At 60.6% G+C, this 24,278-nt stretch carries 18 protein-coding genes; 12 read left to right on the top strand and 6 right to left on the bottom strand.

The window, feature by feature from the left end:
* Positions 1–229 precede the first annotated feature (229 nt).
* The 7 genes from FHT85_RS22410 to FHT85_RS22380 all read left to right on the top strand — a co-directional run bounded on the left by FHT85_RS22410 (position 230) and on the right by FHT85_RS22380 (position 12,003).
* Positions 230–2,692, top strand: a complete 2,463-nt coding sequence (locus tag FHT85_RS22410; protein ID WP_112410032.1) for a glycogen/starch/alpha-glucan phosphorylase — start codon at positions 230–232, stop codon at positions 2,690–2,692.
* Positions 2,689–4,896 carry a 1,4-alpha-glucan branching protein GlgB gene (gene glgB / locus FHT85_RS22405; RefSeq protein ID WP_112335151.1) on the top strand — a complete coding sequence of 736 codons (2,208 nt, stop codon included), beginning with the start codon at positions 2,689–2,691 and terminating at the stop codon, positions 4,894–4,896. The genes FHT85_RS22410 and glgB overlap by 4 nt, the downstream gene beginning before the upstream one ends.
* Before the next feature lie 26 nt (positions 4,897–4,922).
* Positions 4,923–6,185 (top strand): glucose-1-phosphate adenylyltransferase, encoded by a 1,263-nt coding sequence (gene glgC / locus FHT85_RS22400; protein ID WP_015341117.1) that lies wholly within the window; start codon positions 4,923–4,925, stop codon positions 6,183–6,185.
* Positions 6,186–6,188: 3 nt separating this feature from the next.
* Positions 6,189–7,631: a glycogen synthase GlgA gene (gene glgA, locus FHT85_RS22395; protein WP_112335152.1), complete on the top strand. Its 1,443-nt coding sequence runs from the start codon at positions 6,189–6,191 to the stop codon at positions 7,629–7,631.
* Positions 7,632–7,635: 4 nt separating this feature from the next.
* Positions 7,636–9,264, top strand: a complete 1,629-nt coding sequence (locus FHT85_RS22390) for an alpha-D-glucose phosphate-specific phosphoglucomutase (RefSeq protein ID WP_112335153.1) — start codon at positions 7,636–7,638, stop codon at positions 9,262–9,264.
* Between the two features lie 212 nt (positions 9,265–9,476).
* Entirely contained in the window at positions 9,477–11,447 is a 1,971-nt protein-coding gene (gene glgX / locus FHT85_RS22385; RefSeq protein WP_112410033.1) for a glycogen debranching protein GlgX, read from the top strand.
* Between the two features lie 67 nt (positions 11,448–11,514).
* The gene (locus FHT85_RS22380; protein ID WP_015341121.1) at positions 11,515–12,003 is read left to right on the top strand and encodes a MaoC family dehydratase; all 489 of its coding nucleotides are present in this window, start codon (positions 11,515–11,517) and stop codon (positions 12,001–12,003) included.
* Here FHT85_RS22380 and FHT85_RS22375 read toward each other — a convergent pair.
* The 5 genes from FHT85_RS22375 to FHT85_RS22355 are packed head-to-tail and all read right to left on the bottom strand — an operon-like array spanning position 12,000 to position 17,587.
* Positions 12,000–12,548, bottom strand: a complete 549-nt coding sequence (locus FHT85_RS22375; RefSeq protein WP_112410034.1) for a sarcosine oxidase subunit gamma — start codon at positions 12,546–12,548, stop codon at positions 12,000–12,002. The genes FHT85_RS22380 and FHT85_RS22375 overlap by 4 nt on opposite strands.
* Complete coding sequence (locus FHT85_RS22370) at positions 12,541–15,537, bottom strand: sarcosine oxidase subunit alpha (protein WP_112335156.1); 2,997 nt, start codon at positions 15,535–15,537, stop codon at positions 12,541–12,543. Before FHT85_RS22370 ends, FHT85_RS22375 begins: the two co-directional genes overlap by 8 nt.
* A complete protein-coding gene (locus FHT85_RS22365) occupies positions 15,534–15,899 on the bottom strand; it encodes a sarcosine oxidase subunit delta (protein ID WP_112400687.1) in 366 nt (121 codons plus the stop codon). Before FHT85_RS22365 ends, FHT85_RS22370 begins: the two co-directional genes overlap by 4 nt.
* Positions 15,900–15,914: 15 nt before the next feature.
* Complete coding sequence (locus FHT85_RS22360; protein ID WP_112410035.1) at positions 15,915–16,334, bottom strand: hypothetical protein; 420 nt, start codon at positions 16,332–16,334, stop codon at positions 15,915–15,917.
* Positions 16,334–17,587: a sarcosine oxidase subunit beta family protein gene (locus FHT85_RS22355; RefSeq protein WP_112335159.1), complete on the bottom strand. Its 1,254-nt coding sequence runs from the start codon at positions 17,585–17,587 to the stop codon at positions 16,334–16,336. Before FHT85_RS22355 ends, FHT85_RS22360 begins: the two co-directional genes overlap by 1 nt.
* Positions 17,588–17,889: 302 nt before the next feature.
* Between FHT85_RS22355 and FHT85_RS22350 the strand changes: the two genes are divergently transcribed.
* From FHT85_RS22350 to FHT85_RS22330, 5 genes are all read left to right on the top strand, one after another.
* Positions 17,890–18,084, top strand: a complete 195-nt coding sequence (locus FHT85_RS22350) for a hypothetical protein (RefSeq protein ID WP_162705907.1) — start codon at positions 17,890–17,892, stop codon at positions 18,082–18,084.
* 286 nt (positions 18,085–18,370) lie between these two features.
* Positions 18,371–18,583, top strand: a complete 213-nt coding sequence (gene rpsU, locus FHT85_RS22345) for a 30S ribosomal protein S21 (protein ID WP_004117638.1) — start codon at positions 18,371–18,373, stop codon at positions 18,581–18,583.
* A gap of 138 nt (positions 18,584–18,721) precedes the next feature.
* Positions 18,722–19,597 carry a tetratricopeptide repeat protein gene (locus FHT85_RS22340; RefSeq protein ID WP_112335161.1) on the top strand — a complete coding sequence of 292 codons (876 nt, stop codon included), beginning with the start codon at positions 18,722–18,724 and terminating at the stop codon, positions 19,595–19,597.
* Between the two features lie 166 nt (positions 19,598–19,763).
* Positions 19,764–20,834, top strand: a complete 1,071-nt coding sequence (locus FHT85_RS22335) for an NAD(P)/FAD-dependent oxidoreductase (RefSeq protein WP_112335162.1) — start codon at positions 19,764–19,766, stop codon at positions 20,832–20,834.
* Positions 20,835–21,085: 251 nt separating this feature from the next.
* Complete coding sequence (locus FHT85_RS22330; protein WP_112335301.1) at positions 21,086–22,741, top strand: sensor histidine kinase; 1,656 nt, start codon at positions 21,086–21,088, stop codon at positions 22,739–22,741.
* Between the two features lie 138 nt (positions 22,742–22,879).
* On the opposite strand, the gene FHT85_RS22325 is transcribed toward FHT85_RS22330, so the two are convergent.
* The gene (locus FHT85_RS22325) at positions 22,880–24,274 is read right to left on the bottom strand and encodes an NAD(P)(+) transhydrogenase (Re/Si-specific) subunit beta (RefSeq protein ID WP_112335302.1); all 1,395 of its coding nucleotides are present in this window, start codon (positions 24,272–24,274) and stop codon (positions 22,880–22,882) included.
* Positions 24,275–24,278 lie beyond the last annotated feature (4 nt).

Here is a 24,278-nt window from a genome sequence, read left to right as displayed (position 1 = left end):
TGCAGGGCTTTTTGTTTGAACGATGCGCGAATAGAAGTTCGAAACATCATCGGAATCAAGTCTTTTCCCGGAAATGGGAACGAATAGGCGGCATTTTTCGCATCCGCCAAACTCGCTTGTTGCAACTGCTTTACATCGGTGCGTAAACTGATAGTGAAACGGAAAGGCAAATCGATTTAATTGGCCGTAACACGCTGAATATAAATCACAAATGGCGAGAGTTGATAGTATGAATAACTTGACGAAGGCCGATCTCCCCGTTCCAGCCCCGCGCAGTTCCCGCCCCGAAATCCTTGCCGAAGAAATCATCGAGCGCCTGACATACCGCATCGGCAAGGACGCGAAGGTCGCCAAGCCGCATGATTGGCTGACGGCAACGATCCTCGTCATTCGCGACCGCGTCATCGACAAATGGATCGAATCGACCCGCAAGACCTACGAGACGAACGCCAAGCGCGTCTACTATCTATCGCTCGAATTCCTGATCGGCCGCCTGATGCGCGACGCCATCTCCAATCTCGGTCTGATGGAGGAGATCACCAACGCTCTCGCTTCGCTGGGCGTCGATATTCGTGTCATCGCGGGTCTCGAACCCGATGCAGCGCTCGGCAACGGCGGTCTTGGCCGCCTTGCCGCCTGCTTCATGGAATCCATGGCAACCGTCGACGTGCCGGCCTACGGCTATGGCATTCGCTACGTCCACGGCCTCTTCCGCCAGCAGATGGCCGATGGCTGGCAGGTGGAATTGCCCGAAACCTGGCTGGCGCACGGCAACCCGTGGGAATTCGAACGCCAGGAAAGCTCCTATGAAATCGGTTTTGGCGGCGCCGTCGAGACCATCAGCAGCCACGACGATCAGCCGCGTTACGTCTGGAAGCCGGCCGAGCGCGTCATCGCCACCGCATTTGATACACCTGTCGTCGGCTGGCGCGGCAGGCGCGTCAACACGCTGCGCCTCTGGTCGGCGCAACCGATCGACCCGATCCTGCTCGATGCCTTCAATGCGGGCGACCACATCGGCGCGCTGCGTGAAAGCAATAAGGCCGAAAGTCTGACGCGCGTTCTCTATCCCGCCGATGCGACGCCCGCCGGCCAGGAGCTGCGCCTGCGCCAGGAATTCTTCTTCTCGTCCGCCTCGCTACAGGACATCCTGCGCCGTCACCTGCAGCAATATGACGATCTGACCAATCTCGCCGACAAGGTCGCGATCCAGCTGAACGACACACATCCGGCCGTCTCCGTTACGGAAATGATGCGCCTGCTGGTCGATGTCCATGGCTTCGATTTCGACAAGGCCTGGGACATCACCAAAAACACCTTCGGATACACCAATCACACCCTGCTGCCGGAAGCTTTGGAAAGCTGGCCCGTGCCGCTGCTCGAGCGGCTTTTGCCGCGCCACATGCAGATCGTTTATGCCATCAACGCCAAGGTTCTGGTGGAAGCGCGCAAGCTGCGCAATTTCAGCGACACTGAAATCCGCTCGATCTCGCTCATCGACGAAAACGGCGATCGGCGCGTGCGCATGGGCAATCTCGCCTTTGTCGGCTCGCATTCGATCAACGGCGTTTCCGCACTTCATACCGACCTGATGAAGGTCACGGTTTTTGCCGACCTGCACAAACTCTATCCGGACCGCATCAACAACAAGACGAACGGCATCACACCGCGGCGCTGGCTGATGCAGTGCAATCCCGGCCTGACCAATCTCGTACGCGAAACCATTGGCGACGCCTTCCTCGACGATGCCGAGCAGCTGAAGCCGCTGGATCAGTTTGCACACGATAGCGCCTTCCAGGAGAAGTTCGCCGCCGTCAAGCGCGCCAACAAGGTGCAGCTCTCCAATCTCGTCGCCAGCCGCATGGGCATCAAGCTCGATCCGAACGCGATGTTCGATATCCAGATCAAGCGCATCCACGAGTACAAGCGCCAGCTTCTGAACGTCATCGAAGCGGTGGCACTTTATGACCAGATCCGCTCGCATCCCGAGCTCGACTGGCAACCGCGCGTCAAGCTCTTTGCCGGCAAGGCGGCGCCGAGCTATCACAATGCGAAGCTTATCATCAAGCTGATCAACGACGTCGCCCGCGTCATCAATAATGACCCATCGGTGCGCGGCTTGCTGAAGGTCGTCTTCGTGCCAAACTACAACGTCTCGCTGGCGGAAGTCATGGTTCCAGCCGCCGATCTTTCCGAGCAGATTTCGACCGCCGGCATGGAAGCCTCGGGCACCGGCAACATGAAGTTCGGCCTCAACGGCGCGCTGACCATCGGCACGCTTGATGGCGCCAATGTCGAAATGCGCGACAATGTCGGCGAGGACAATATCGTCATCTTCGGATTGCGGGCCGATGAGGTCGCAAACCTGCGCAGCGACGGTCATAACCCTCGTGCCATCATCGAGCGCTCGCGCGAATTGGCTCAGGCTCTGTCAGCCATCGCCTCCGGCGTCTTTTCTCCCGACGACCGCAATCGCTATGCCAGCCTGATCGACGGCATCTATAGTCACGACTGGTTCATGGTCGCCGCCGATTTCGATGCCTATGCCTCGGCACAGCGCGAGGTCGATATTCTTTGGGCCAATCCATCCGAGTGGTATGCGAAGACGATCAACAATACCGCTCGCATGGGCTGGTTCTCCTCCGACCGGACGATCCGTCAGTATGCCAAGGAAATCTGGAGAGCCGGATGAAAAAGCCGAAAAAACCCGCTGACGGCACAAGCTTGAGGGATATTTCGGCAGGGGATATTGCTGCAATTCTCGCAGGCACGCATTCCAATCCGTTCGCCGTTCTCGGCGTACACAAGACGGATGAAGGCTATGTGGCCCGCTGTTTCATCCTTGGCGCGGAAGCTGTCACCGCCACGGCGCTCGACGGTTCTGTCATCGGCGAGCTCGAATGCCTCGATCCGGCAGGCTTCTTTTCCGGCGATGTCAAACTCGCCAAGCAGCAGCCGGTCCGCTATCGCGCCAGACGCGGCGATGTCGAATGGGCCGTGACAGACCCTTACAGCTTCGGCCCGGTCCTCGGCCCGATGGACGATTATTTCGCGCGTCAGGGCACGCATTTGCGCCTCTTCGACAAGATGGGCGCTCATCCGCTGAAGCACGAGGGCGTGCAGGGATTTCATTTCGCCGTCTGGGCACCGAATGCACAGCGTGTTTCCGTCGTCGGCGATTTTAACAATTGGGATGGCCGCCGCCACGTCATGCGATTTCGCTCCGATAGCGGCATCTGGGAGATCTTCGCCCCGGATGTGCCGGCCGGTGTCGCCTATAAGTTCGAGATCCGTGGCCATGACGGCGTAGTGCTGCCGCTGAAGGCCGATCCATTTGCTCGACGCAGCGAACTGCGCCCGAAGACGGCGTCGGTCACCGCCAACGAACTGGTTCAGGTCTGGGACGATTCCGCCCACCGCGAACATTGGGCGAGCGTCGATCAGCGCCGCCAGCCGATTTCCATTTACGAAGTCCATGCCGCTTCCTGGCAGCGCCGGGACGACGGCTCGATGCTGTCATGGGATGAACTCGCCTCGCGCCTCATCCCCTATTGCGTCGACATGGGCTTCACCCATATCGAATTTCTGCCGATCACCGAACACCCCTACGATCCGTCCTGGGGCTATCAGACCACGGGTCTTTACGCCCCGACCGCCCGCTTCGGTGAGCCGGAAGGCTTTGCCCGCTTCGTCAACGGCTGCCACAAGGTCGGGATCGGCGTCATCCTCGATTGGGTACCGGCGCATTTCCCGACCGACGAGCATGGCCTACGCTGGTTCGATGGAACCGCCCTTTACGAACATGAAGACCCGCGCAAGGGCTTTCATCCTGACTGGAATACGGCGATCTACAATTTCGGCCGCACCGAGGTTCTCGCCTATTTGCTGAACAACGCGCTCTACTGGGCGGAAAAATACCATCTGGACGGTTTGCGCGTCGATGCCGTCGCTTCCATGCTCTACCTCGACTATTCCCGCAAGCATGGCGAATGGATCCCCAATGAATATGGCGGCAACGAAAACCTGGAAGCCGTCCGTTTTCTGCAGTCCATGAACACCCGGCTCTATGGCGCTCACCCCGGCGTCATGACCATCGCCGAGGAATCTACCTCTTGGCCGAAAGTGTCACAGCCTGTCCATGAAGGCGGCCTCGGCTTCGGCTTCAAGTGGAACATGGGCTTCATGCACGACACGCTGAGCTACCTCGCCCGCGAGCCGGTGTACCGCAAATATCACCACAACGAGCTGACCTTCGGCCTCATCTACGCCTTCTCGGAAAACTTCGTGCTGCCGCTCTCCCATGATGAAGTGGTTCACGGCAAGGGGTCCCTGATCGCCAAGATGGCCGGTGACGACTGGCAGAAATTCGCCAATCTGCGTGCCTACTATGCCTTCATGTGGGGCTATCCCGGCAAGAAGCTGCTCTTTATGGGCCAGGAATTCGCCCAGTGGAGCGAGTGGAGCGAAGAACGCGCGCTGGACTGGAACCTGCTGCAGTACCGCATGCACGAAGGCATGCGCCGCCTCGTTCGCGATCTCAATTTCACCTATCGCAGCAAGCCGGCGCTTCATGCCCGCGACTGCGAGGGCGACGGCTTCGAATGGCTTGTGGTCGATGATTTCGAAAACTCGGTCTTTGCTTGGCTGCGCAAGGCGCCGGGCGAAAAGCCGGTTGCCGTCATCACCAATTTCACGCCAGTCTATCGTGAGAACTACACCTTGCGTCTGCCAGCGGAGGGGCGGTGGCGCGAGATATTGAATACCGATGCCGATATCTATGGCGGCAGCGGCAAAGGGAATGGCGGGCGTGTCCAAGCCGTCAATGCAGGCGGAGGCGTACAGGCGGTGATAACGCTGCCTCCGCTGGCAACCATCATGCTCGAACCGGAATTCTGAGATCACTACGGACAGGGAGGAATAAAATGGTAGAAAAACGTTTCCAGCCGCTGGCGCGCGATGCCATGGCCTACGTTCTTGCCGGCGGACGAGGCAGCCGCCTGAAAGAACTGACCGACCGCCGTGCCAAGCCAGCGGTCTATTTCGGCGGCAAGACCAGAATCATCGATTTTGCGCTGTCAAACGCGCTCAATTCCGGCATCCGCCGCATCGGCGTCGCGACGCAGTATAAGGCGCACTCGCTGATCCGCCATATGCAGCGCGGCTGGAACTTCTTCCGCCCAGAGCGAAACGAAAGCTTCGATATCCTGCCGGCCTCGCAGCGCGTCTCGGAAACGCAATGGTATGAAGGCACCGCGGACGCCGTCTACCAGAACATCGACATCATCGAGCCCTACGGCCCGGAATATATGGTCATCCTCGCCGGCGACCATATCTACAAGATGGACTACGAATGGATGCTGCAGCAGCACGTCGATTCCGGTGCAGACGTCACCATCGGCTGCCTGGAAGTGCCGCGCATGGAGGCCGTCGGCTTCGGCGTCATGCATGTCGATGACAAGGACCGGATCATAGATTTCGTCGAGAAGCCGGCCGATCCGCCGGGCATCCCCGGCAATCCCGATTTCGCGCTCGCCTCGATGGGCATCTACGTCTTCCATACGAAGTTCCTGATCGAATGCCTGAAGCGCGATGCAGCCGACCCGAATTCCAGCCGCGACTTCGGCAAGGACATCATTCCCCATATCGTCAAGAACGGTAAGGCGGTCGCCCATCGCTTCACCCAGTCCTGCGTTCGCTCGGATTTCGAACGTGAAGCCTACTGGCGCGACGTCGGCACGATCGATGCCTACTGGCAAGCCAATATCGACCTGACCGCCGTGGTGCCGGAACTCGACATCTACGACAAATCCTGGCCGATATGGACCTATGCGGAAATCAGCCCGCCGGCCAAATTTGTCCATGACGACGAAGACCGCCGCGGTTCGGCAGTCTCCTCCGTCGTTGCCGGCGATTGCATCATTTCCGGTGCCAGCCTCTACAACAGCCTGCTTTTTACCGGCGTGCGCGCCAATTCCTACTCCAAGCTGGAAGGTGCTGTCGTGCTGCCGAGCGTCAAGGTTGGCCGCCGAGCACAGCTCAAGAATGTCGTCATCGACCATGGCGTGACCATTCCCGAAGGTCTGGTGGTCGGTGAAGATCCGGAACTGGATGCCAAACGCTGGCGCCGCACGGAAAGCGGCATCTGCCTCATCACCCAATCGATGATCGACAAGCTGGATCTGTAACCTATGAAGGTTCTCTCGGTTTCGTCCGAAGTCTTCCCCTTGATCAAGACAGGGGGTCTGGCCGATGTGGTCGGCGCCCTGCCTATTGCACTGAAGCCCTATGGCGTCGAAACCAAGACCCTCATCCCAGGCTATCCTGCGGTCATGAAAGCCATTCGCGATCCGGTTGCCCGTCTGGAGCTTCCGGATCTTCTTGGCGAGGCAGCCACCATTCTGGAAGTCGAGCACGCGGGCATTTCCTTCCTCGTGCTCGACGCACCGGCCTATTATAGCCGCACAGGCGGCCCCTATGTCGATGCGACGGGCAAGGACTACCCCGACAATTGGCGGCGTTTCGCGGCGCTGTCGCTGGTCGGCGCGGAAATTGCAGCTGGTCTCCTGCCCGGCTGGCGACCGGATCTCGTTCATGCGCACGATTGGCAGTCGGCCATGGTGCCGGTCTACATGCGCTATTATCCGACGCCGGAATTGCCGAGCGTCCTCACCATCCATAACATCGCATTCCAGGGCCAGTTCGGCGCCGATATCTTCCCCGGCCTTCGTCTGCCGGCACATGCTTTCTCGGTGGAAGGCATCGAATATTACGGCGATGTCGGCTTCCTGAAAGGCGGGCTGCAGACGGCACATGCCCTGACCACCGTCAGCCCTTCCTATGCCGAGGAAATCCTGACGCCGGAATTCGGCATGGGCCTCGAAGGCGTCATCGCCAGCAAGGCCTACAATCTCTACGGCATCGTCAACGGCATCGACGACGACATCTGGAATCCGGCGACCGATCCGATGATCGCGCAAACCTATAGCGCGGCGACGCTGAAGGATCGCGCCATCAATCGCCATCGGGTCGTCGAGCATTTCGGCCTCGACGAGGATGATGGTCCTATCTTCTGCGTCGTCAGCCGCCTCACCTGGCAGAAGGGCATGGATATTCTGGCGGAGGTTGCGAGCGAGATCGTCCACATGGGCGGCAAGCTTGCCATTCTCGGTGCAGGCGACGCGGCGCTGGAGGGCGCGCTCTTTGCCGCAGCCGGCCGCCACCGCGGTCGCGTCGGCGTTTCGGCAGGCTACAACGAGCCCATGTCGCATCTGATGCAGGCCGGCTGCGACGCGATTATCATCCCCTCGCGTTTCGAACCCTGTGGCCTCACGCAGCTTTATGGCTTACGCTATGGCTGCCTGCCGATCGTTGCGCGAACGGGCGGGCTGAACGATACGATTATCGACGCCAACCACGCCGCGCTGCAGGCAAAAGTCGCGACCGGCATTCAATTTTCACCCGTCACCGCGGAGGGGCTGTTGCAGGCCATGCGCCGCGCGATGCAGCTCTTCCAGGATCGAAAGGTCTGGACGCAGATGCAAAAGCAGGGCATGAAATCCGACGTATCCTGGGGCAGGAGCGCAGAACGCTATGTCGCTCTCTACTCCAGTCTAGTCTCGAGAGGCGCTTAACCCGATGATTAAAACCGTACCGACCACCCCCTACGCGGATCAGAAACCCGGCACTTCGGGCTTGCGAAAGAAGGTTCCCGTATTCCAGCAGCCGAACTACGCGGAAAACTTCATCCAGTCGATTTTCGATTCGCTCGAAGGCTATCAGGGCAAGTGCCTGGTCATCGGCGGCGACGGCCGCTACTACAATCGCGAAGTCATTCAGAAGGCCATCAAAATGGCCGCCGCCAACGGCTTCGGCAAGGTGATGGTCGGCAAGGGCGGCATCCTCTCGACGCCCGCAGCTTCCAACATCATCCGCAAGTATAAGGCCTTCGGCGGCATCATCCTGTCGGCCAGCCACAATCCCGGCGGCCCGACCGAAGACTTCGGCATCAAGTACAACATCAGCAATGGCGGCCCGGCGCCCGAAAAGATCACCGACGCCATCTATGAGCGCTCCAAGGTGATCGACAGCTACAAGATCGCTGACTTCCCGGACATCAACCTCGACCGCATTGCCCGCGAGGATGTCGGCGGCATGATCGTCTCGGTCATCGACCCCGTCGAAGACTATGCGGCTCTCATGGAGGAGCTGTTCGACTTCGGTGCGATCCGCAACCTGATCAGCCTGGGCTTCCGCATCTGCTTCGACGCGATGAGTGCCGTCACCGGCCCCTATGCCAAGGAAATCTTCGAAATCCGTCTCGGCGCGCCGGACGGATCGGTGCGCAACTTCCTGCCGCTGCCGGATTTCGGCGGTCATCACCCGGATCCGAACCTTGTCTACTGCAAAGAGCTCTACGACGACATGATGAGCGACGATGCGCCCGATTTCGGCGCAGCATCGGACGGCGACGGCGACCGCAATCTCATCATCGGCAAAGGCATCTACGTCACACCGTCCGACAGCCTGGCGATCCTGGCGGCCAACGCCAATCTCGCTCCCGGCTATTCGCATGGCATCGCCGGCATTGCCCGTTCGATGCCAACAAGCGGCGCGGCCGATCGCGTTGCCGAAAAGCGCGGCGTCGGCATCTATGAAACGCCGACCGGCTGGAAGTTCTTCGGCAACCTGCTCGACGCGGGCATGGCGACGATCTGTGGCGAGGAAAGCTCTGGCACCGGCTCCAACCATGTTCGCGAAAAGGACGGCCTTTGGGCCGTGCTGCTCTGGTTGAACATCCTGGCCGTACGCGGCGAAAGCGTCATCGATATCGTCACCCAGCATTGGGCCACCTATGGCCGCAACTATTATTCCCGCCACGATTATGAAGGTGTCGACACAGACGCTGCCAACGGCCTGATTGCAGCGCTGCGCGAAAAGCTGCCGACCCTGCCGGGCACGAAAATCGGCGATCTCACCGTTTCCGCCGCCGACGACTTCGCCTACCACGACCCGGTCGACAAGTCGGTCAGCCAGCATCAGGGCATCCGCATCCTCTTCGAAGGCGGCTCCCGCGTGGTCTTCCGCCTTTCCGGCACCGGCACCACCGGCGCCACGCTGCGCGTCTATATCGAGCGCTACGAGCCTGATCCGACCCGTCACAATATCGAAACCCAGGAAGCGCTGGCCGATCTCATCACGGCTGCCCAGGATATCGCCGACATCAAGGGCCGCACCGGCCGTGACGCGCCGACTGTGATTACCTGAGTTTTAGGTTTTAAGCTCCTTCTCCCCGCAATGCGGGGAGAAGGCGGCCAGGAGCAGCTGAACGAAGTGAAGCAGCGACTGGTCGGATGAGGGGCCTTCTCGAAATTCACCGCGACTGCATAATATGCCGAACGCTCTGCCCCTCACCCTAGCCCTCTCCCCGTAAGCGGGGAGAGGGAACAATCTCCAGCGATCCGGAAAGCCCGCGAGACATGTCAGAACCGACAACCCGCAGCCTTGGCGCGACCCTCACCGACTCGGGTGTTGAATTTGCTGTCTATTCCAGGCATGCCGAGCAGATAGACCTCTGTCTGTTCGACGCTGAGGGCCACAAGGAAATCGCGCAGCTTCCGCTCGCACGCGATGGCGATGAGCATCGACTCTTTTTTAAAGATGCCGGGGAAGGCACGCGCTACGGCCTGCGAGCCTATGGTTCATACGATCCCGACCAAGGCCTGTGGTTCGACCCCTCCAAACTGCTGGTCGATCCTTACGCCAAGGAAATAGACCGGCCATTTCGCTACGATCCCCGCCTCGGCATCTTCGGTGCGGACACGCAGGATCTGATGCCCAAGGCGATCGTCTCGCGCGATATCGCGGTCAAGCCCGCCAAGCCATTGTTTCAGCCCGGCGGTCTGATCTATGAAATCGCCGTGAAGCCCTTCACCATGCTGCATCCCGATGTGCCGGCGAAGCAGCGCGGCACGCTCGGCGCCCTCGCCCATCCCTCCATCATCGCGCATCTCAAGCGCCTGCGGGTGAACGCCGTCGAACTGATGCCGATCACCGCATGGATCGATGAACGACATCTGCCGCCGCTCGGCCTCACCAATGGCTGGGGTTACAATCCGGTCGCCTTCATGGCGCTCGACCCGCGCCTCGTCCCCGGCGGCATGAAGGAGCTGCGCGAGACGGTCGCTGCCCTTCACGCCGAAGGCATCGCCGTCATCCTTGATCTCGTCTTCAATCATACCGGCGAGAGCGACCGCCAGGGCCCGACGCTATCCCTGCGCGGCCTCGACAACCCCACTTATTTCCGTCATTTGCCGGACCAGCCCGGAACGCTGGTCAACGATACCGGCACGGGAAACACCGTCGCCTGCGATCAACCGGCAACGCGAAAGCTCATTGTCGACAGCCTCAGCCATTTTGTCCGCAACGCCGGCATCGACGGCTTCCGCTTCGATCTCGCCACCGTGCTGGGACGCAACGGCAAGGGCTTCGATCCGGAAAGCATGACGCTTCGCACCATGCTGGCGGACGAGATGCTGCAGGATCGCATCATGATCGCCGAACCCTGGGACATCGGTCCCGGTGGCTATCAGCTCGGGAACTTCCCAGCACCTTTCCTCGAATGGAACGACCGCGCTCGCGACGACCTGCGCCGCTTCTGGCGCGGCGATGCCGGCATCGGCGATCTGGCAACGATCCTTGCCGGCTCCTCCTCCATCTTCGGCCGTGACGGGCGCACGCAGACGCGCAGCGTCAACTTCCTCGCCGCCCATGACGGCTTCACGCTGATGGATCTCGTTTCCTACGAGAACAAGCACAATGAGGCCAATGGCGAGAACAATCGCGACGGTCACAACGAAAACTTCTCCTGGAACAACGGCTTCGAAGGAAAAACGGGCGGTCAGGTAATACAGTCCAAGCGCCGCGCCGATATCGAAGCCATGCTGTCGACGCTTTTTGCCGCGCGTGGCACGATCATGCTGACCGCGGGCGATGAAGGCGGACGCAGCCAGCAGGGCAACAACAATGCCTATTGCCAGGACAACGCCATCACCTGGGTGGACTGGAAGCTGCTGGACGAGGAACTGATCGGCCATACCGCCTGGCTCGCCGGCCGCCGCCGCCGCTTCACGGCCTTTGGCGACATGAATTTCTTCCGCGGCGATGGCGACGTGCTTTGGTTCTCAAGCGCAGGGACGCCGATGACGGTGCCGGATTGGGAGGCGCCGGGAGCGGCCGTGCTCGGCATGGCGCTACAGACAGAGGATCGCGCCACCGGCCGATCGACGCGGCTCGCCATAGTCTTCAATCGCGCCGCAGACGAGCGCTCCGTTACATTGCCGGCGTCCGAGAGCGGCGGCTGGTCTCTGCTGACGGTGGCAGGCGAAAAGCCAGCCGGGGAGCAGATCGCCATTCCCGCCCGCTCCGTCGCTTTCTTTGTCGAAAACTGATCCCGGTTGCACTTTCAGTCTCGATTCGCCAGAAAGAGTTTTGACGATACAGACTGACGAGGATGGAATGCCCGGCGAAATTTCGCTTGTTGAGATCATGAAGCTTGCGGGAACTGAGATCGGCGTTTCCGACTGGATCACCGTCGACCAGACGATGATCGACACCTTTGCCGACGCGACGCTCGATCACCAGTTCATCCACGTCGATCCCGAACGCGCCAAAGCGGAAACGCCCTATGGCGGCACCATCGCCCACGGCTTCCTGACACTCTCGCTGCTCTCAGCGATGAACTACAGCGCATTGCCGAAAATCCGCGAACAGACCATGGGCATCAACTACGGCTTCGAGAAGATCCGCTTCATGTCGCCGGTCAAGTGCGGAGCGCGGGTGCGCGGCCGTTTTACGCTCGCCGAAACCCGGCTGCGCGGCGCCAACATGCTGATGCTGACCTATGACGTGACCGTCGAGATCGAAAACGAACGCAAACCAGCGCTAACTGCGACATGGACCACTATATCGCAGTTCGACCCGAAGGATCGGCCGGAAGAGGGTTAAAGCCCAGCATCCTCCGCACCTTCGGCGAGAAGGCCGAAGGCATAGTCGGAGAAGGAGCGCCAGACCTCGACGCGGAATGTCTCCTCGTCGAGCCGCAAGATCACCACTTCCGCCTTGCCGAGCAGCGTGCGCGAGCAGGCGCCGATGGGGAATGCGCTCAACGAAACATCCTGTGGGCAGCCGGCGGCAAGCGTCGCTTCCGCGCCAGGACCGGAGATGATGACCGCGGTATTGCGATGCGAGACATCGGTCGCTGAATGCAGCACGCCAGACGATGCAGCCACGCCGACCAGCTCGGCACCGTTTTCATCGATGACGAGCCATTCGTCCGGGCCGAGCCACAGGACATGACGGCCATTGCCACTGGTCGAGGTCTTCGGGCGGGTCGGCAGCTGAAGACCGAGCGCCTGCGAAAGACCATGAACTGAATCCGCAGACGCTCGCAGCGAAATGCGGCTTGCAGGAGCGGCTGGCGTCAGCCGGACGGTCGAGGAACCGCCGTGGCGGCCGGCGAGCGGCAGTTTGCGGGTAGCGAGATCAGCCATTGATCCGGCCTCCTTCCTTGTCAAAGAACACCAGATCCGTCACCTCGACGGCAATCGTCTTGTCGGGCATCGGCACATAGAGCGTCTTGCCCATGCGCTCACGACCGCCGGCCACCAGCGCGAAGGCGATGGAGCGGCCGAGATTTTCGGACCAATAGGAAGAGGTGACATGGCCGAGCATGGTCATCGGTTTCGGCTCATTCGGATCGGCAACGATCTGTGCGCCCTCCTCCAGCACCACCTTCGGATCGCGGGTGACGAGACCGACGAGCTGCTTGCGGCCTTCCTTGACTAGATCCTGCCGTTTCAGACCGCGAATACCGACGAAATCGGTCTTCTTCTTGGAAACGGCCCAGGCAAGGCCGGCATCGTCAGGAGTCACCGTGCCGTCGGTATCCTGGCCGACGATGATATAGCCCTTCTCGGCGCGCAGCACGTGCATGGTCTCGGTGCCGTAGGCGCAGGCGCCCAGCGGCTCGGCACGAGCCCAGACGGCTTCCCAGACGGGCTGGCCATAATCGGCTGGCACGTTGATTTCGTAGCCGACTTCACCGGTGAAGGAAACGCGGAACAGCCGCGCCGGTACGCCGCAGACCTTGCACTCGGCCACGCTCATATGCGGGAAGGCCTCATTAGAAAGATCCTGTCCCTCGACGAGCGGCTCGATGATCTCGCGCGCCTTCGGTCCCTGGACGGCGATGACGGCCCATTGCTCCGTGGTCGAGGTCAGCCATACCTTCAGATGCGGGAACTCGGTCTGCAGATAGTCTTCCATATGGTGCAGCACGCGCGGCGCGCCGCCGGTGGTCGTCGTCACATGGAAACGATCATCAGCCAAACGCCCGACGACGCCGTCGTCATAAACGAAGCCGTCCTCGCGGGTCATGATGCCGTAGCGGCAGCGGCCGGGCTTCAGCGTATCCCAGGCGTTGGTGTAGAGGAGGTTCAAAAACTCAGCCGCATCCGGCCCGACCACTTCTATCTTGCCGAGCGTCGAGGCATCGAACACGCCAGCCACTTCGCGCGCCGTACGGCATTCGCGATTGACGGCCTGATGCATGGTCTCGCCGGCACGCGGATAGAACCAGGCGCGCTTCCAGTTGCCGACATCCTCGAAGATCGCGCCATGCGCCTCTTCCCAGGCATGCATCGGCGTCTTGCGGGCGGGATCGAAGAGAGCCCCGCGCGAATGGCTGATCAGCGTGCCGTAGGTAACGGGCGTATAGGGTGCGCGGAAGGTGGTGAGACCGACCTGCGGGATATCTTTGCCGAGCATTTCGGCAGCGATCGCCAGGCCATGCATGTTGGATAGTTTGCCCTGGTCGGACGCCATGCCGTTGGTGGTGAAGCGCTTGATATGCTCAATGGAATGCATGCCCTCGCGCACGGCAAGGCGGATATCCTTGGCGCAGACATCGTGCTGGAAATCGACGAAAGCCTTGGCATTCGTATCCGGTCCCGCGCCTTCGGCAGCACCGATCATCCCGCCTGTCCACTCGAAAGCCTGCTCGGCCTGGAGCTGGATCTTCTCGCCGCCATTGGTGCTGCCAGTCGCGCGCGCCATCAGCTCGCCGGCGGCAAGCGATTCCTCGATCGCGGCTTGCAGCCCGTCCGTGCCATTGCAGGCGCCGACCGAAAGGCAATCCTGAACATAGGTGCCAGGCAGGAAGCGCTGCTTCTCCGTATCGAATTTCAGCTTGCCGCGCGATTGCGAGAAGAGATGAACGGAGGGCGTCCAGCCCGCCGAAACCAGCAGGGCATCCACCGGGATCTTGCGGGTGGCCGAGCTGCCGTTGCGCGAGACGGTCATCGAGGAGACGCGCAGCTTGCCTGATGTATCGACAACGGCATAGTCGGTCATCACCTCGATGCCGAGCCGCTTTGCTTCGGCGAGAACCGCCTCGCCGGGCCGCGCGCGGCTGTCGACGATGGCAGCGATGGAAACGCCGGCGCGCTTGAGATCGAAGGCGGCCTCATAGGCCGAATCATGCGCCGTGTAGACGCCGATCTTCGCACCGACGGCGACGCCATAGTGGTTGAGATAGGCACGCGCCGCCGAAGCGAGCATGATGCCCGGGCGGTCGTTGTTCGGAAACACCATGTGGCGCTCGATCGCACCTGTCGCCAGGATCACGCGCTTGGCGCGGACCTGCCACAGGCGTTCGCGCGGCAGGTCGCGGCCGGGTTTCGCCAAATGGTCGGTCACTCGTTCGGCAAGGCCGAAGAAATTGTGGTTGTAATAGCCAAAGGCGGTCGTCCGGGTCAGCACCTGCACATTCGGCATCGCCTTGAGCTTGGCGACGGTAGCCTGCGCCCACTCATAGCCTCCGACACCGTCGATCTTGATGCCGGTGTCGAAGCGGAGCGCGCCGCCGACCTCCGGCTGCTCATCACAGAGGATGACCTTGGCGCCGGTTTCAGCAGCCGCGAGCGCCGCGGAAAGACCGGCAACGCCGGCACCGACGACAAGAACGTCGCAATGGGCGTAACGGCCGGCATAGTGATCCGGATCCTCTTCCGTCGGCGCAACGCCGAGGCCGGCGGCACGGCGGATGAAGGGCTCGTAAATATGCTTCCAGGCCGACTTCGGCCACATGAAAGTCTTGTAGTAGAAGCCGGCGGCAAAGAAGGGCGACATCAGATTGTTGACGCCACCGATATCGAAGGCGAGCGACGGCCAGCGGTTCTGCGACTGAGCCTTCATGCCGTCGAAAACTTCCTGCACGCTGGCACGTACGTTCGGCTGTCGCCGCGCCGCATCGCGCGAGATATCGAGCAGTGCGTTCGGCTCTTCGGCTCCAGCCGAGAGGATACCGCGCGGCCGGTGATACTTGAAGGACCGGCCGACGAGATGAACGCCATTGGCAAGCAGCGCCGAGGCGACGGTATCGCCTTCGAGCGCGGTATAGGTCTTGCCGTCAAAAGTGAAGCGAGCGGTTCTGGCCGGCGTCAAACGCCCCTTGCCCGCGATACGATTGGCGCCGCTCATTCAGCAAATCCCTCTGTTGGTGCCGTCTTTTCTTGTTCGTTCTGTTGCTGCGCCACCGGTTCGGCCGCGCCAGGCTTGAGCGTCGCCGGATCCGGCTTCGGTTCGCCGGCCTTGTAAGTTCGGTAGAAGTGATCGCTCACCGTATCGCGCGCCGCATTGAAAAAGCGGCCACAGCCATGGATATGCCGCCAGCGCTCGAAGATCAGCCCCTTCGGGTTGTCCCGCAGGAAGAAATATTCCTCGAATTCCTCGTCCGAGATCCCGGCAATATTGGCCGGCCGCACGATATGCGCGTCACCGGCGTTGCGGAATTCGAGTTCCGAACGCTCTTCCTCGCAATAGGGGCAGTAAATCAGCAGCATCGTTTTCTACCTGTGTTAAAGCTCGGAGCCTGTAAGGCTTGTGCCGGGAGGCTGCGCGCAAAGCTGCCGCCCCATGATGATGAAAGGTGTTATGCGCTTCAGCAGCGCCTCCAGCGATCCATAGGGCTTCAGCACGTTGGTCATCCCCAGATTGACCAGGCTCATGCCCAGCAGATCGGTGTCGATCGCAAACGCCCTCGTCGCCTCGGGCGTCTGGTCCGGCACGAAATAGACCGTCGGCTTGTTCAGCACCTTGGCGCAGGCGATCACACCGCTTTCGGCCACGAAGGGCCAGTCGGCCTCGTTCTTTGCCTTGTGGATCACCTGCATGCGAAAATCCTTGACCCCCGGAATAAGATCGCTGACCTCGGTCGCGATCGCTCCGACCGGCAGGGAAAGCCCTGCAGCAAGAGCGATCCCGACCGCGGCCGACATCAGTGTGCCACGGCGGCTGCCGCCGCCTCATCGATCAGACGGCCGGTGCGGAAGCGATCCAGCGTCAGGCCGGCATTGAACTTATGCGGCTCGTCGCGGGCAATCAGATGGGCAAAGAGATTGGCCGAACCCGGCGTCGCCTTGAAACCGCCCGTGCCCCAGCCGCAATTGACATAGAGCCCAGGCACCGGCGTCTTCGACTGGATTGCCGAACGATCCGGCGTATTGTCGACGATACCGCCCCAGGAGCGCATCATTTTCACGCGGCGGAACATCGGGAAGAGCTCGCAGATCGCATCCAGCGTATGGGTGATGATCTGCAGGCCACCCGTCTGGCTGTAGGAATTATATTGATCCGTGCCGGCGCCGATGACGAGCTCGCCCTTGTCGGACTGCGAGATATAGGCGTGCACCGTGTTCGACATAACGACGCAGGGGAAGATCGGCTTCAGCGGCTCGGAGACCAACGCCTGCAGCGGGCTCGATTGCAGCGGCACGCGCACGCCAGCCATTTGCATGACGACGGTGGTGTGGCCGGCTGCGGACACGCCGATCTTCTTGGCGCCGATGAAGCCCTTGCTCGTGTCGACGCCGGTGACGCGGCCATCAGGCCCGCGGCGAATGCCGGTCACTTCGCAATTCTGGATGATGTGCACGCCGCGATCGGAAGCGGCGCGGGCAAAGCCCCAGGCGACCGCATCGTGGCGCGCCGTGCCGCCGCGACGCTGCAGGGCGGCACCGTTGATCGGATAGCGCGCCGTCTTCGAAATATCGAGCGGCGGGCAATACGCCTTGGCTTGCTCGGGCGTCAGCCATTCATTGTCGATGCCATAGAGACGGTTGGCGTGGATGTGACGCTTGAAGGACTGCTGGTCATGCACATTGTGCGACAGCATCATCACGCCGCGCGGCGAATACATGACATTGTAATTGAGATCCTGAGACAGCCCTTCCCAGAGCTTCATCGAATGCTCGTAGATGTGCATGCTCTCTTCATAGAGATAGTTCGAGCGGATGATGGTCGTGTTACGGCCGGTATTGCCGCCGCCGAGCCAGCCCTTTTCGATCACCGCGACATTGGTGATGCCGTGCTCCTTGGCGAGATAGTAGGCCGCACCCAGGCCATGACCGCCGCCGCCGACGATGATGACGTCATACTCCTTGCGCGGCTCCGGCGAGGTCCATTGAGCCTCCCAGCCCTTGTGAGCCCGCATCGCTTCCCGTGCCACGGCAAAAACCGAGTATTTACGCATTCGCCATCAACTCCTTCAGGCAAGACGCCCTTTTTCTGGGTCATACAAATCGCAAATCAAAAACCGACACAACGGCTCTTTTGCGACGCATTCAGGACCGTCTTTCGACACGGTTAAGATTGCCGCCTTCCCGCCTGCCCCGCTTGCGACCTCTTAGCCGATTATTTGCGCTGCAGATGGCAGACCTTCACGCGCCCGCCATGACCGTCCTTGCGCCAGACGCATCCCTCTTTTCGTGGCTTCCCATTGTAGAGATAAATTCTCGCACGATGTTTGCTGTCGTAGGTCTGATTGGAAAAATCATGGCCACCGATGCGCACATTCTTACCAAAACGCACTTCGCCGGCTGCGGCAGGCGCAAACATCGCAGTGAGTACTACAAGGCTGAGCGCGAGCGCAGCAAGCGCTTTCCCAACAGCGATAAAGCGATGCGATTGCATAAATTGATTCCCTCTCGTTTCGGACGGCTGCTCGAATCCCCCGCAGCTCACGAATGATTCTGATCCGAAATGCTCACATAAGCATGTCAGTGTCGCAAAGATCGGGATCTGCCAATCCCTCTTTCAAGCGCCTTCGTGAAAGCGCAGCAGGTATCGCCGGCTCAATTCAACCCTCGACAACTAGCTTTTTCCTCTGCAAACTCACGATCTGGCTAGACTTTGACAAACCGATCTGCTATCCCGCCTCCCAATCGCAAGGCTGTGGCCGCGCGAACGTTATATTTTTGCCTCCTGGCGCTGCCGTCGCCGCTGGCATCAACCAAACCAAAGGAACGTGATTCTCGTGCAGGTACTTGTCCGCGATAACAATGTCGACCAGGCTCTCCGCGCTCTCAAGAAGAAGATGCAGCGCGAAGGTATTTTCCGCGAAATGAAGATGCGCGACTACTATGAAAAGCCGTCGCAGAAGCGTGCTCGCGAGAAGGCTGAAGCTGTTCGTCGCGTTCGCAAGCTTGCTCGCAAGCGCGCTCAGCGCGAAGGCCTTGTTGCCAAGTAATCGCCGTTTTTTCGACGTTTTCAGATGCATGTGTGGCGGGGGCGAGTCGTTCGCCGCCGCCTTTTTGATTTATTCTCTACGCAAATCGGATTAAATCAGAACAGCCTGATATGACGCATGGGGAAAGCGAACCCGATAATGGCAATGACGACTTCCGTAAAGTTCCGCACTTCGAACCTCTCCTTACCCGTTTCGAAGCGCGCCGCGGTGCTGCCTGCTTTGGCGATACTTGCCGCGATCAGCCTTTCCGGCTGCCAGACGGCTACGACAGATAATGTGATCCAGATCGACAAGGCTCAGGGCTCGTCCGAAAATATCGCCTCGCTGACGTCAGTCATCAATGCCAATCCGCAGGATCCGGAAGGCTACAATGTGCGCGGCACGGCCTATGGCCGCGGCGGCGATTTCAATCGCGCTCTTGCCGATTTCAATCAGGCGATCCAGCTCAATCCGAAATTCTACCAGGCCTATGCCAACCGCGCGCTCATCTATCGCAACATGGGCAAGCTGCCGGAAGCGGTCGCGGACTATAATGCGGCACTGCAAATCAACTCGAACTACGACGTCGCCTATATCGGCCGCGGCAACCTCTACCGTCAGTCCGGCCGCGACAACGACGCCTTCAACGATTATTCGAAGGCCATCAGCCTCGGGACGACGGACGGCCGCGCCTATAACGGCCGAGGTGTGATCTACCAGAAGCGCAATCAGCAGGATAAGGCGATCGACGATTTCTCCAAGGCGATCTCGCTGTCGCCGAACTCGCCGGAACCTTACAACAGCCGCGGCATCTCCTATCTTGCCCAGAACGACGACGACAACGCGTTTGCCGATTTCAACCATGCGATCGAGCTGAACAACAAGCTCGCCGAATCCTGGGCAAACCAGGCATTCGTCTATGAGCGAAAAGGCGACAAGGCGAAAGCCCGCCGCTCCTATCAGCACGCGGTCAACCTCGATCCCAACTATCAGCCGGCCAGAGACGGCCTGGCTCGCGTCGGCGCCGGCGCCTGACACGGGGCATATCGCAGTAAAGATATCCAGCCGCCGGCAATCCCTGCCCCGCGGCTTTTCTTTGCCCTGGTCTTCGATTTTGCGCATGTCGTTATCGCAAAACCGCTGCCCACTTTTGCGCGACATGCTGTAGTCTCGGGCTCATCCGTTCAAGCGAGACAAAGACATGCCCTCCCCGCAGAAAATCATCGTCATCGGCGCCGGCATCATCGGGGCTTCCATCGCCTGGCATCTGTGCCGCAGGGGGGCGTCCGTAACGGTGGTCGCACAGCAGATCGGCGGCGTTGCCACCCCGAACTCCTTCGCCTGGATCAATGCCAGCTGGGGCAATCCGGAATTCTACTTCCGTGTCCGTCATCGCTCGATGGCCGAGTGGTCGAGACTTAAGACAGATCTGCCTGACATCCCTCTATCCTGGTGCGGTGGCCTCAGCTGGGATCTTCCCGAGCCGGAGCTGGATGCCTATGCGGCGCAGCACCATGGCTGGGGCTATGGCATACAGCCGGTCAACCGGGCGACGGTTGCGATGCTCGAACCGAATCTGGCCAATCCGCCCGACTATGCTCTGCACGTCGCGGAAGAGGGTGCGGTCGAACCCGTTGCGGCCGCCAAACTGCTGCTCGAAGATGCCCGCCGTCGGGGAGCGATCCTGTCATCCAGTGTCGAAGTCAAAGGTCTGCTGAGGCAGGGCGAGCGGATCGTCGGTATCGAAACGAGCGAAGGGCCGATGCACGCCGATCATGTCGTTCTGGCTGCCGGTGCAGGCGCGGCAGCACTTGCCGCCTCGGCGGATATTCTCGTGCCGCTTGAAACACCTCCGGGGCTCATCGTTCATTCCCGACCCGTAGGGAAAATGTTGAACGGCTTGGTGATGGCACCGGAGCTGCATCTGCGCCAAACGGCAGAAGGACGAATCATAGCCGGCGGCGACTTCGGCGGCACCGATCCCGGCGATAATCCTCAAGCGGCTGCCGACGCGCTCTTCGCCAAGGTCAGAGCAACATTGAAAGGCGGCGAGGCGCTGGAGCTCGATTTCCACACCGTCGGTTATCGCCCGACGCCGAAAGACGGCCTGCCGATCTTGGGTAGCACCGGTGCGGCACCCGGCCTCTACCTCGCAGTTCTGCATTCCGGCGTTACGCTCGCACCGCTCGTCGGCCTGCTCGCCGCGCAGGAAATCGTCGATGGCAGCGAAGCACACGAGCTTGCGCCGTTCCGGCTCTCTCGCTTTTCCTAGCTTGAGAATGAGGCAGTCAGCGCAACTGCAGGGATGCGTTGCCACAGTCGTAAATACCCGAGATCGCTTACGATTTCGCAATAATGACTTTTCAGATGTTGCAAGGAAAATTACCGAGCCCTAACATGGCGCTTCTGGAGCATGTAGCTCGGATCGGGGCACGGGGGCGCTTGGCATGATGACCAATACCATTCTATTTGCGTTTGCCGGCGCGTCGTATCTTCATCGAGGCACGATCGGTTGATCGCTTCATGAGAAAGCCGCATTTTCCGAAAGCGTCGATTGGTGCCTATCTGATCGCAATCGCTCTGGCGATTGCCTTGCCCATTCTCGCCTTCGTCGCGCTGCTTTTGGTTCAGCTCGAAAATAATGAGCGCGATGTGCTGAAGGGGGACACCGTTCAGGATGCGCAGGCGCTTTCGCGCGTCATCGATCGCCAATTGCAGGACATGGCGACGACATTGCGTCTCCTGTCTTCCTCGCCGGAACTCGAACGCAACGACATCGCGACCTTCTTCGCCCGCACGGAAACGGTCCTGCGCACTGATTCGCTCTTCGTGCTGCTCATGGAAAAGGATGGCCAACTCCGGCTGAATACCCGTTGGCCGCTTGGAAAACCACTCGGCAAGACCGGTAACATTGCAGCGCTGCAATCGGCGCTGAACTCCGGCCGCATTGAGGCATCCGACGTCTTCATGGGCCCTAACGCCCGCCGCTGGGTCTATAACGTCACCCTGCCCCTCGAACATTCGCCAGCCGGCGCCGCTTTGGCTGTAACCCAGGATGCCGACGAGCTCGCCAAGCTCGTGACGACGCAAGCCCTGCCGCCCGGCTGGTCCGCGGCGGTTGTGGATAAATCCGGCCATGTCGTTGCCGCTGGCGGCCCGACGACCCTTGCTCCGGGAGACACGTTCAACAAGGATATTCTGCCGAAACTGATCGCATCCAGCGGTGTCTACCAGGATGAAAAGACCCTCCCGAATGCGGTGCTCGGCTATGCCCAGATCTCCGGCTGGTCCTGGAAGGCCGTCGTCTGGGGACCGATAGCGTCCGCACAGCAGTCGCTGATGAGCACTTGGCGATTCCTGATCTATGGCGGGGTGACGCTGCTGCTGATCGCGCTGATCGCCGTCTATGCTCTGGCGCGCCAGGTGCGCACAACCATCCAGAGTATAGCCGACATGGCAGACCGCATGGGTAGGGGCGAAATCGTGTCGCCCGTTGACACCAGCGTTATCGAGGCAAACCAGGTGGCCGTTGCGCTTTCCAACGCATCCTTCGACCGCAGCGTCACGGAGGACCGGCTGCATTTCGTCATGCACGAGCTCGTCCACCGCACCAAGAATCTGTTGGCACTCGCCCAGGCAATGACGCGCCAGCTCGCACGGCAGGCGGACAGCGTCGATACATTCCAGCGGGCGGTCGCCGACCGCCTGGAAGGCCTGGCACGCTCGATCGAGGTCCTGACCAGCGAACAATGGTCCGGCGTGTCGCTGCGCCGCGTGATCGACATTCATCTCGCGACCTTCCTGCAGGGACCTCAGCAGCTCGACGTCCTCGGCAACGACTTCCTCTTGAAGCCGGAAGCGGTGCAGAATCTCGGCCTGATCCTGCATGAGCTTGCCACCAATTCGGTCAAATATGGTGCGCTTTCTGCGCCGGAGGGCAAGATCACCATCGAATGGACGAATGAAGTCGCTGAAACTGGCACCATGATCCGCTTCGTCTGGAGCGAAACCGGCGGTCCCACAGTCAAACCGCCCAGCGTGACCGGCTTCGGCACCACCGTCACGAAAACCCATGCCGCGGCATCCTTCAGCGGCCATGTCGAGGTCGATTTCCGTCCGGCCGGACTTGTCTGGATACTGACTGCACCGCGCAACATGATGGAGCGTCAAAGGACCTAGAGCAATTCCAGGAAAAGTGCGCAGCGGTTTTCCGTCCGGAATTGCGAGACAACAAAGAGATAGAGCGGTTTAGAGATTCCGTGAAAAGCTGAACCGCTCTAAGAGCGGAAACACCGCCCTTGCGCGCACAGTGGCAGCCTACTCGTTCATTGCCTTGACGATGTCCTCGGTCACCTTCTTGGCGTCGCCCAGAAGCATCATCGTGCCATCCTTATAGAACAGCGTGTTGTCGATGCCGGCATAGCCGGAGCCGAGCGAACGCTTGACGAAGAGGCAGGTCTTCGCCTTGTCGACGTCGAGGATCGGCATGCCGTAGATCGGCGAGGTCTTGTCGTCTCGCGCCGCCGGATTGGTGACGTCGTTGGCGCCGATGACATAGGCGACATCGGCCTGGGCGAATTCCGAATTGATGTCCTCAAGCTCGAAGACTTCATCATAGGGCACGTTGGCTTCGGCGAGCAGCACGTTCATATGCCCCGGCATGCGGCCGGCAACGGGATGAATGGCATATTTGACCTCGACGCCATGTGCCTTCAGCCTATCAGCCATTTCGCGCAGCGCATGCTGGGCCTGCGCCACCGCCATGCCGTAACCGGGCACGATGATGACCTTGGAGGCATTCGCCATCAGATATGCGGCATCCTCAGCCGAGCCGAGCTTCACGGTCTTGTCGGAATTATCAGCTCCGCCCGAGGCCGTCTCGCCGCCGAAACCACCGAGAATGACGGAGATGAAAGAGCGGTTCATGCCCTTGCACATGATGTAGGACAGGATCGCACCCGAGGATCCCACAAGCGCGCCGGTGATGATGAGCGCGAGATTACCGAGCGTGAAGCCGATGCCGGCGGCGGCCCAGCCGGAATAGGAGTTCAGCATCGACACGACGACGGGCATATCGGCGCCGCCGATCGGCACGATCAAAAGTACGCCCAGCGCCAGCGACAGCAGCACGACGGCCCAAAAAGCGAAATGGCTCTCGTTCGCCGCCAAGCTGATGACGAAGAACACGATGAGTACGAGCAGAGCAGCATTGATGACATGCCGGTTCGGCAGCAGGATCGGCTTGCCGGACATGCGCCCGTCGAGTTTCAGGAAGGCGATGATCGAGCCGGTGAAGGTCAGCGCGCCGATCGCTACACCGATCGCCATCTCGATGCGAGCCTCGGTGTGAATGTACCCGATCTCGCCGATGCCGAAGGAGGATGGCGTATAGAGCGCCGAAGCAGCGACGAGGACAGCCGCAAGACCGACCAGCGAATGGAAACCTGCCACGAGCTGCGGCATCGAGGTCATCGGAATGACGCGGGCGATATAGGCGCCCGCACCGCCGCCGATGGCAAGGCCAAGGATGATCAGCACGAAGCCGCCGAAGGATGGCGTCGCCAGCACAAGCGTGGTGGCAATGGCAATGCCCATGCCGATCATACCGTAGAGATTGCCGCGCCGGCTGGTGGCTGGATGCGATAGCCCGCGCAGCGCCAGGATGAAGAGCACACCGGAGACGAGATAGAGGAAAGCCGCGATATTGCTCAGCATG

Source organism: Rhizobium sp. BK312, assembly GCF_014193605.1.
Taxonomy (GTDB): Bacteria; Pseudomonadota; Alphaproteobacteria; order Rhizobiales; family Rhizobiaceae; genus Rhizobium.
This window is presented reverse-complemented; position numbering and strand designations above follow the sequence as displayed.

What these genes read in the sequence shown, in the direction of transcription:
- FHT85_RS22360 (WP_112410035.1), bottom strand. Translation starts at nt 16,334, where the DNA reads ATGTCGGCCGCGGTCGGGATCGCTCTTGCTGCAGGGCTTTCCCTGCCG.
- glgC (WP_015341117.1), top strand. Translation starts at nt 4,923, where the DNA reads ATGGTAGAAAAACGTTTCCAGCCGCTGGCGCGCGATGCCATGGCCTAC.
- FHT85_RS22380 (WP_015341121.1), top strand. Translation starts at nt 11,515, where the DNA reads ATGCCCGGCGAAATTTCGCTTGTTGAGATCATGAAGCTTGCGGGAACT.
- FHT85_RS22355 (WP_112335159.1), bottom strand. Translation starts at nt 17,587, where the DNA reads ATGCGTAAATACTCGGTTTTTGCCGTGGCACGGGAAGCGATGCGGGCT.
- FHT85_RS22330 (WP_112335301.1), top strand. Translation starts at nt 21,086, where the DNA reads ATGAGAAAGCCGCATTTTCCGAAAGCGTCGATTGGTGCCTATCTGATC.
- FHT85_RS22370 (WP_112335156.1), bottom strand. Translation starts at nt 15,537, where the DNA reads ATGAGCGGCGCCAATCGTATCGCGGGCAAGGGGCGTTTGACGCCGGCC.
- FHT85_RS22365 (WP_112400687.1), bottom strand. Translation starts at nt 15,899, where the DNA reads ATGCTGCTGATTTACTGCCCCTATTGCGAGGAAGAGCGTTCGGAACTC.
- glgA (WP_112335152.1), top strand. Translation starts at nt 6,189, where the DNA reads ATGAAGGTTCTCTCGGTTTCGTCCGAAGTCTTCCCCTTGATCAAGACA.
- FHT85_RS22340 (WP_112335161.1), top strand. Translation starts at nt 18,722, where the DNA reads ATGGCAATGACGACTTCCGTAAAGTTCCGCACTTCGAACCTCTCCTTA.
- glgX (WP_112410033.1), top strand. Translation starts at nt 9,477, where the DNA reads ATGTCAGAACCGACAACCCGCAGCCTTGGCGCGACCCTCACCGACTCG.
- FHT85_RS22375 (WP_112410034.1), bottom strand. Translation starts at nt 12,548, where the DNA reads ATGGCTGATCTCGCTACCCGCAAACTGCCGCTCGCCGGCCGCCACGGC.
- FHT85_RS22410 (WP_112410032.1), top strand. Translation starts at nt 230, where the DNA reads ATGAATAACTTGACGAAGGCCGATCTCCCCGTTCCAGCCCCGCGCAGT.
- FHT85_RS22390 (WP_112335153.1), top strand. Translation starts at nt 7,636, where the DNA reads ATGATTAAAACCGTACCGACCACCCCCTACGCGGATCAGAAACCCGGC.
- FHT85_RS22335 (WP_112335162.1), top strand. Translation starts at nt 19,764, where the DNA reads ATGCCCTCCCCGCAGAAAATCATCGTCATCGGCGCCGGCATCATCGGG.
- FHT85_RS22350 (WP_162705907.1), top strand. Translation starts at nt 17,890, where the DNA reads ATGGCCACCGATGCGCACATTCTTACCAAAACGCACTTCGCCGGCTGC.
- glgB (WP_112335151.1), top strand. Translation starts at nt 2,689, where the DNA reads ATGAAAAAGCCGAAAAAACCCGCTGACGGCACAAGCTTGAGGGATATT.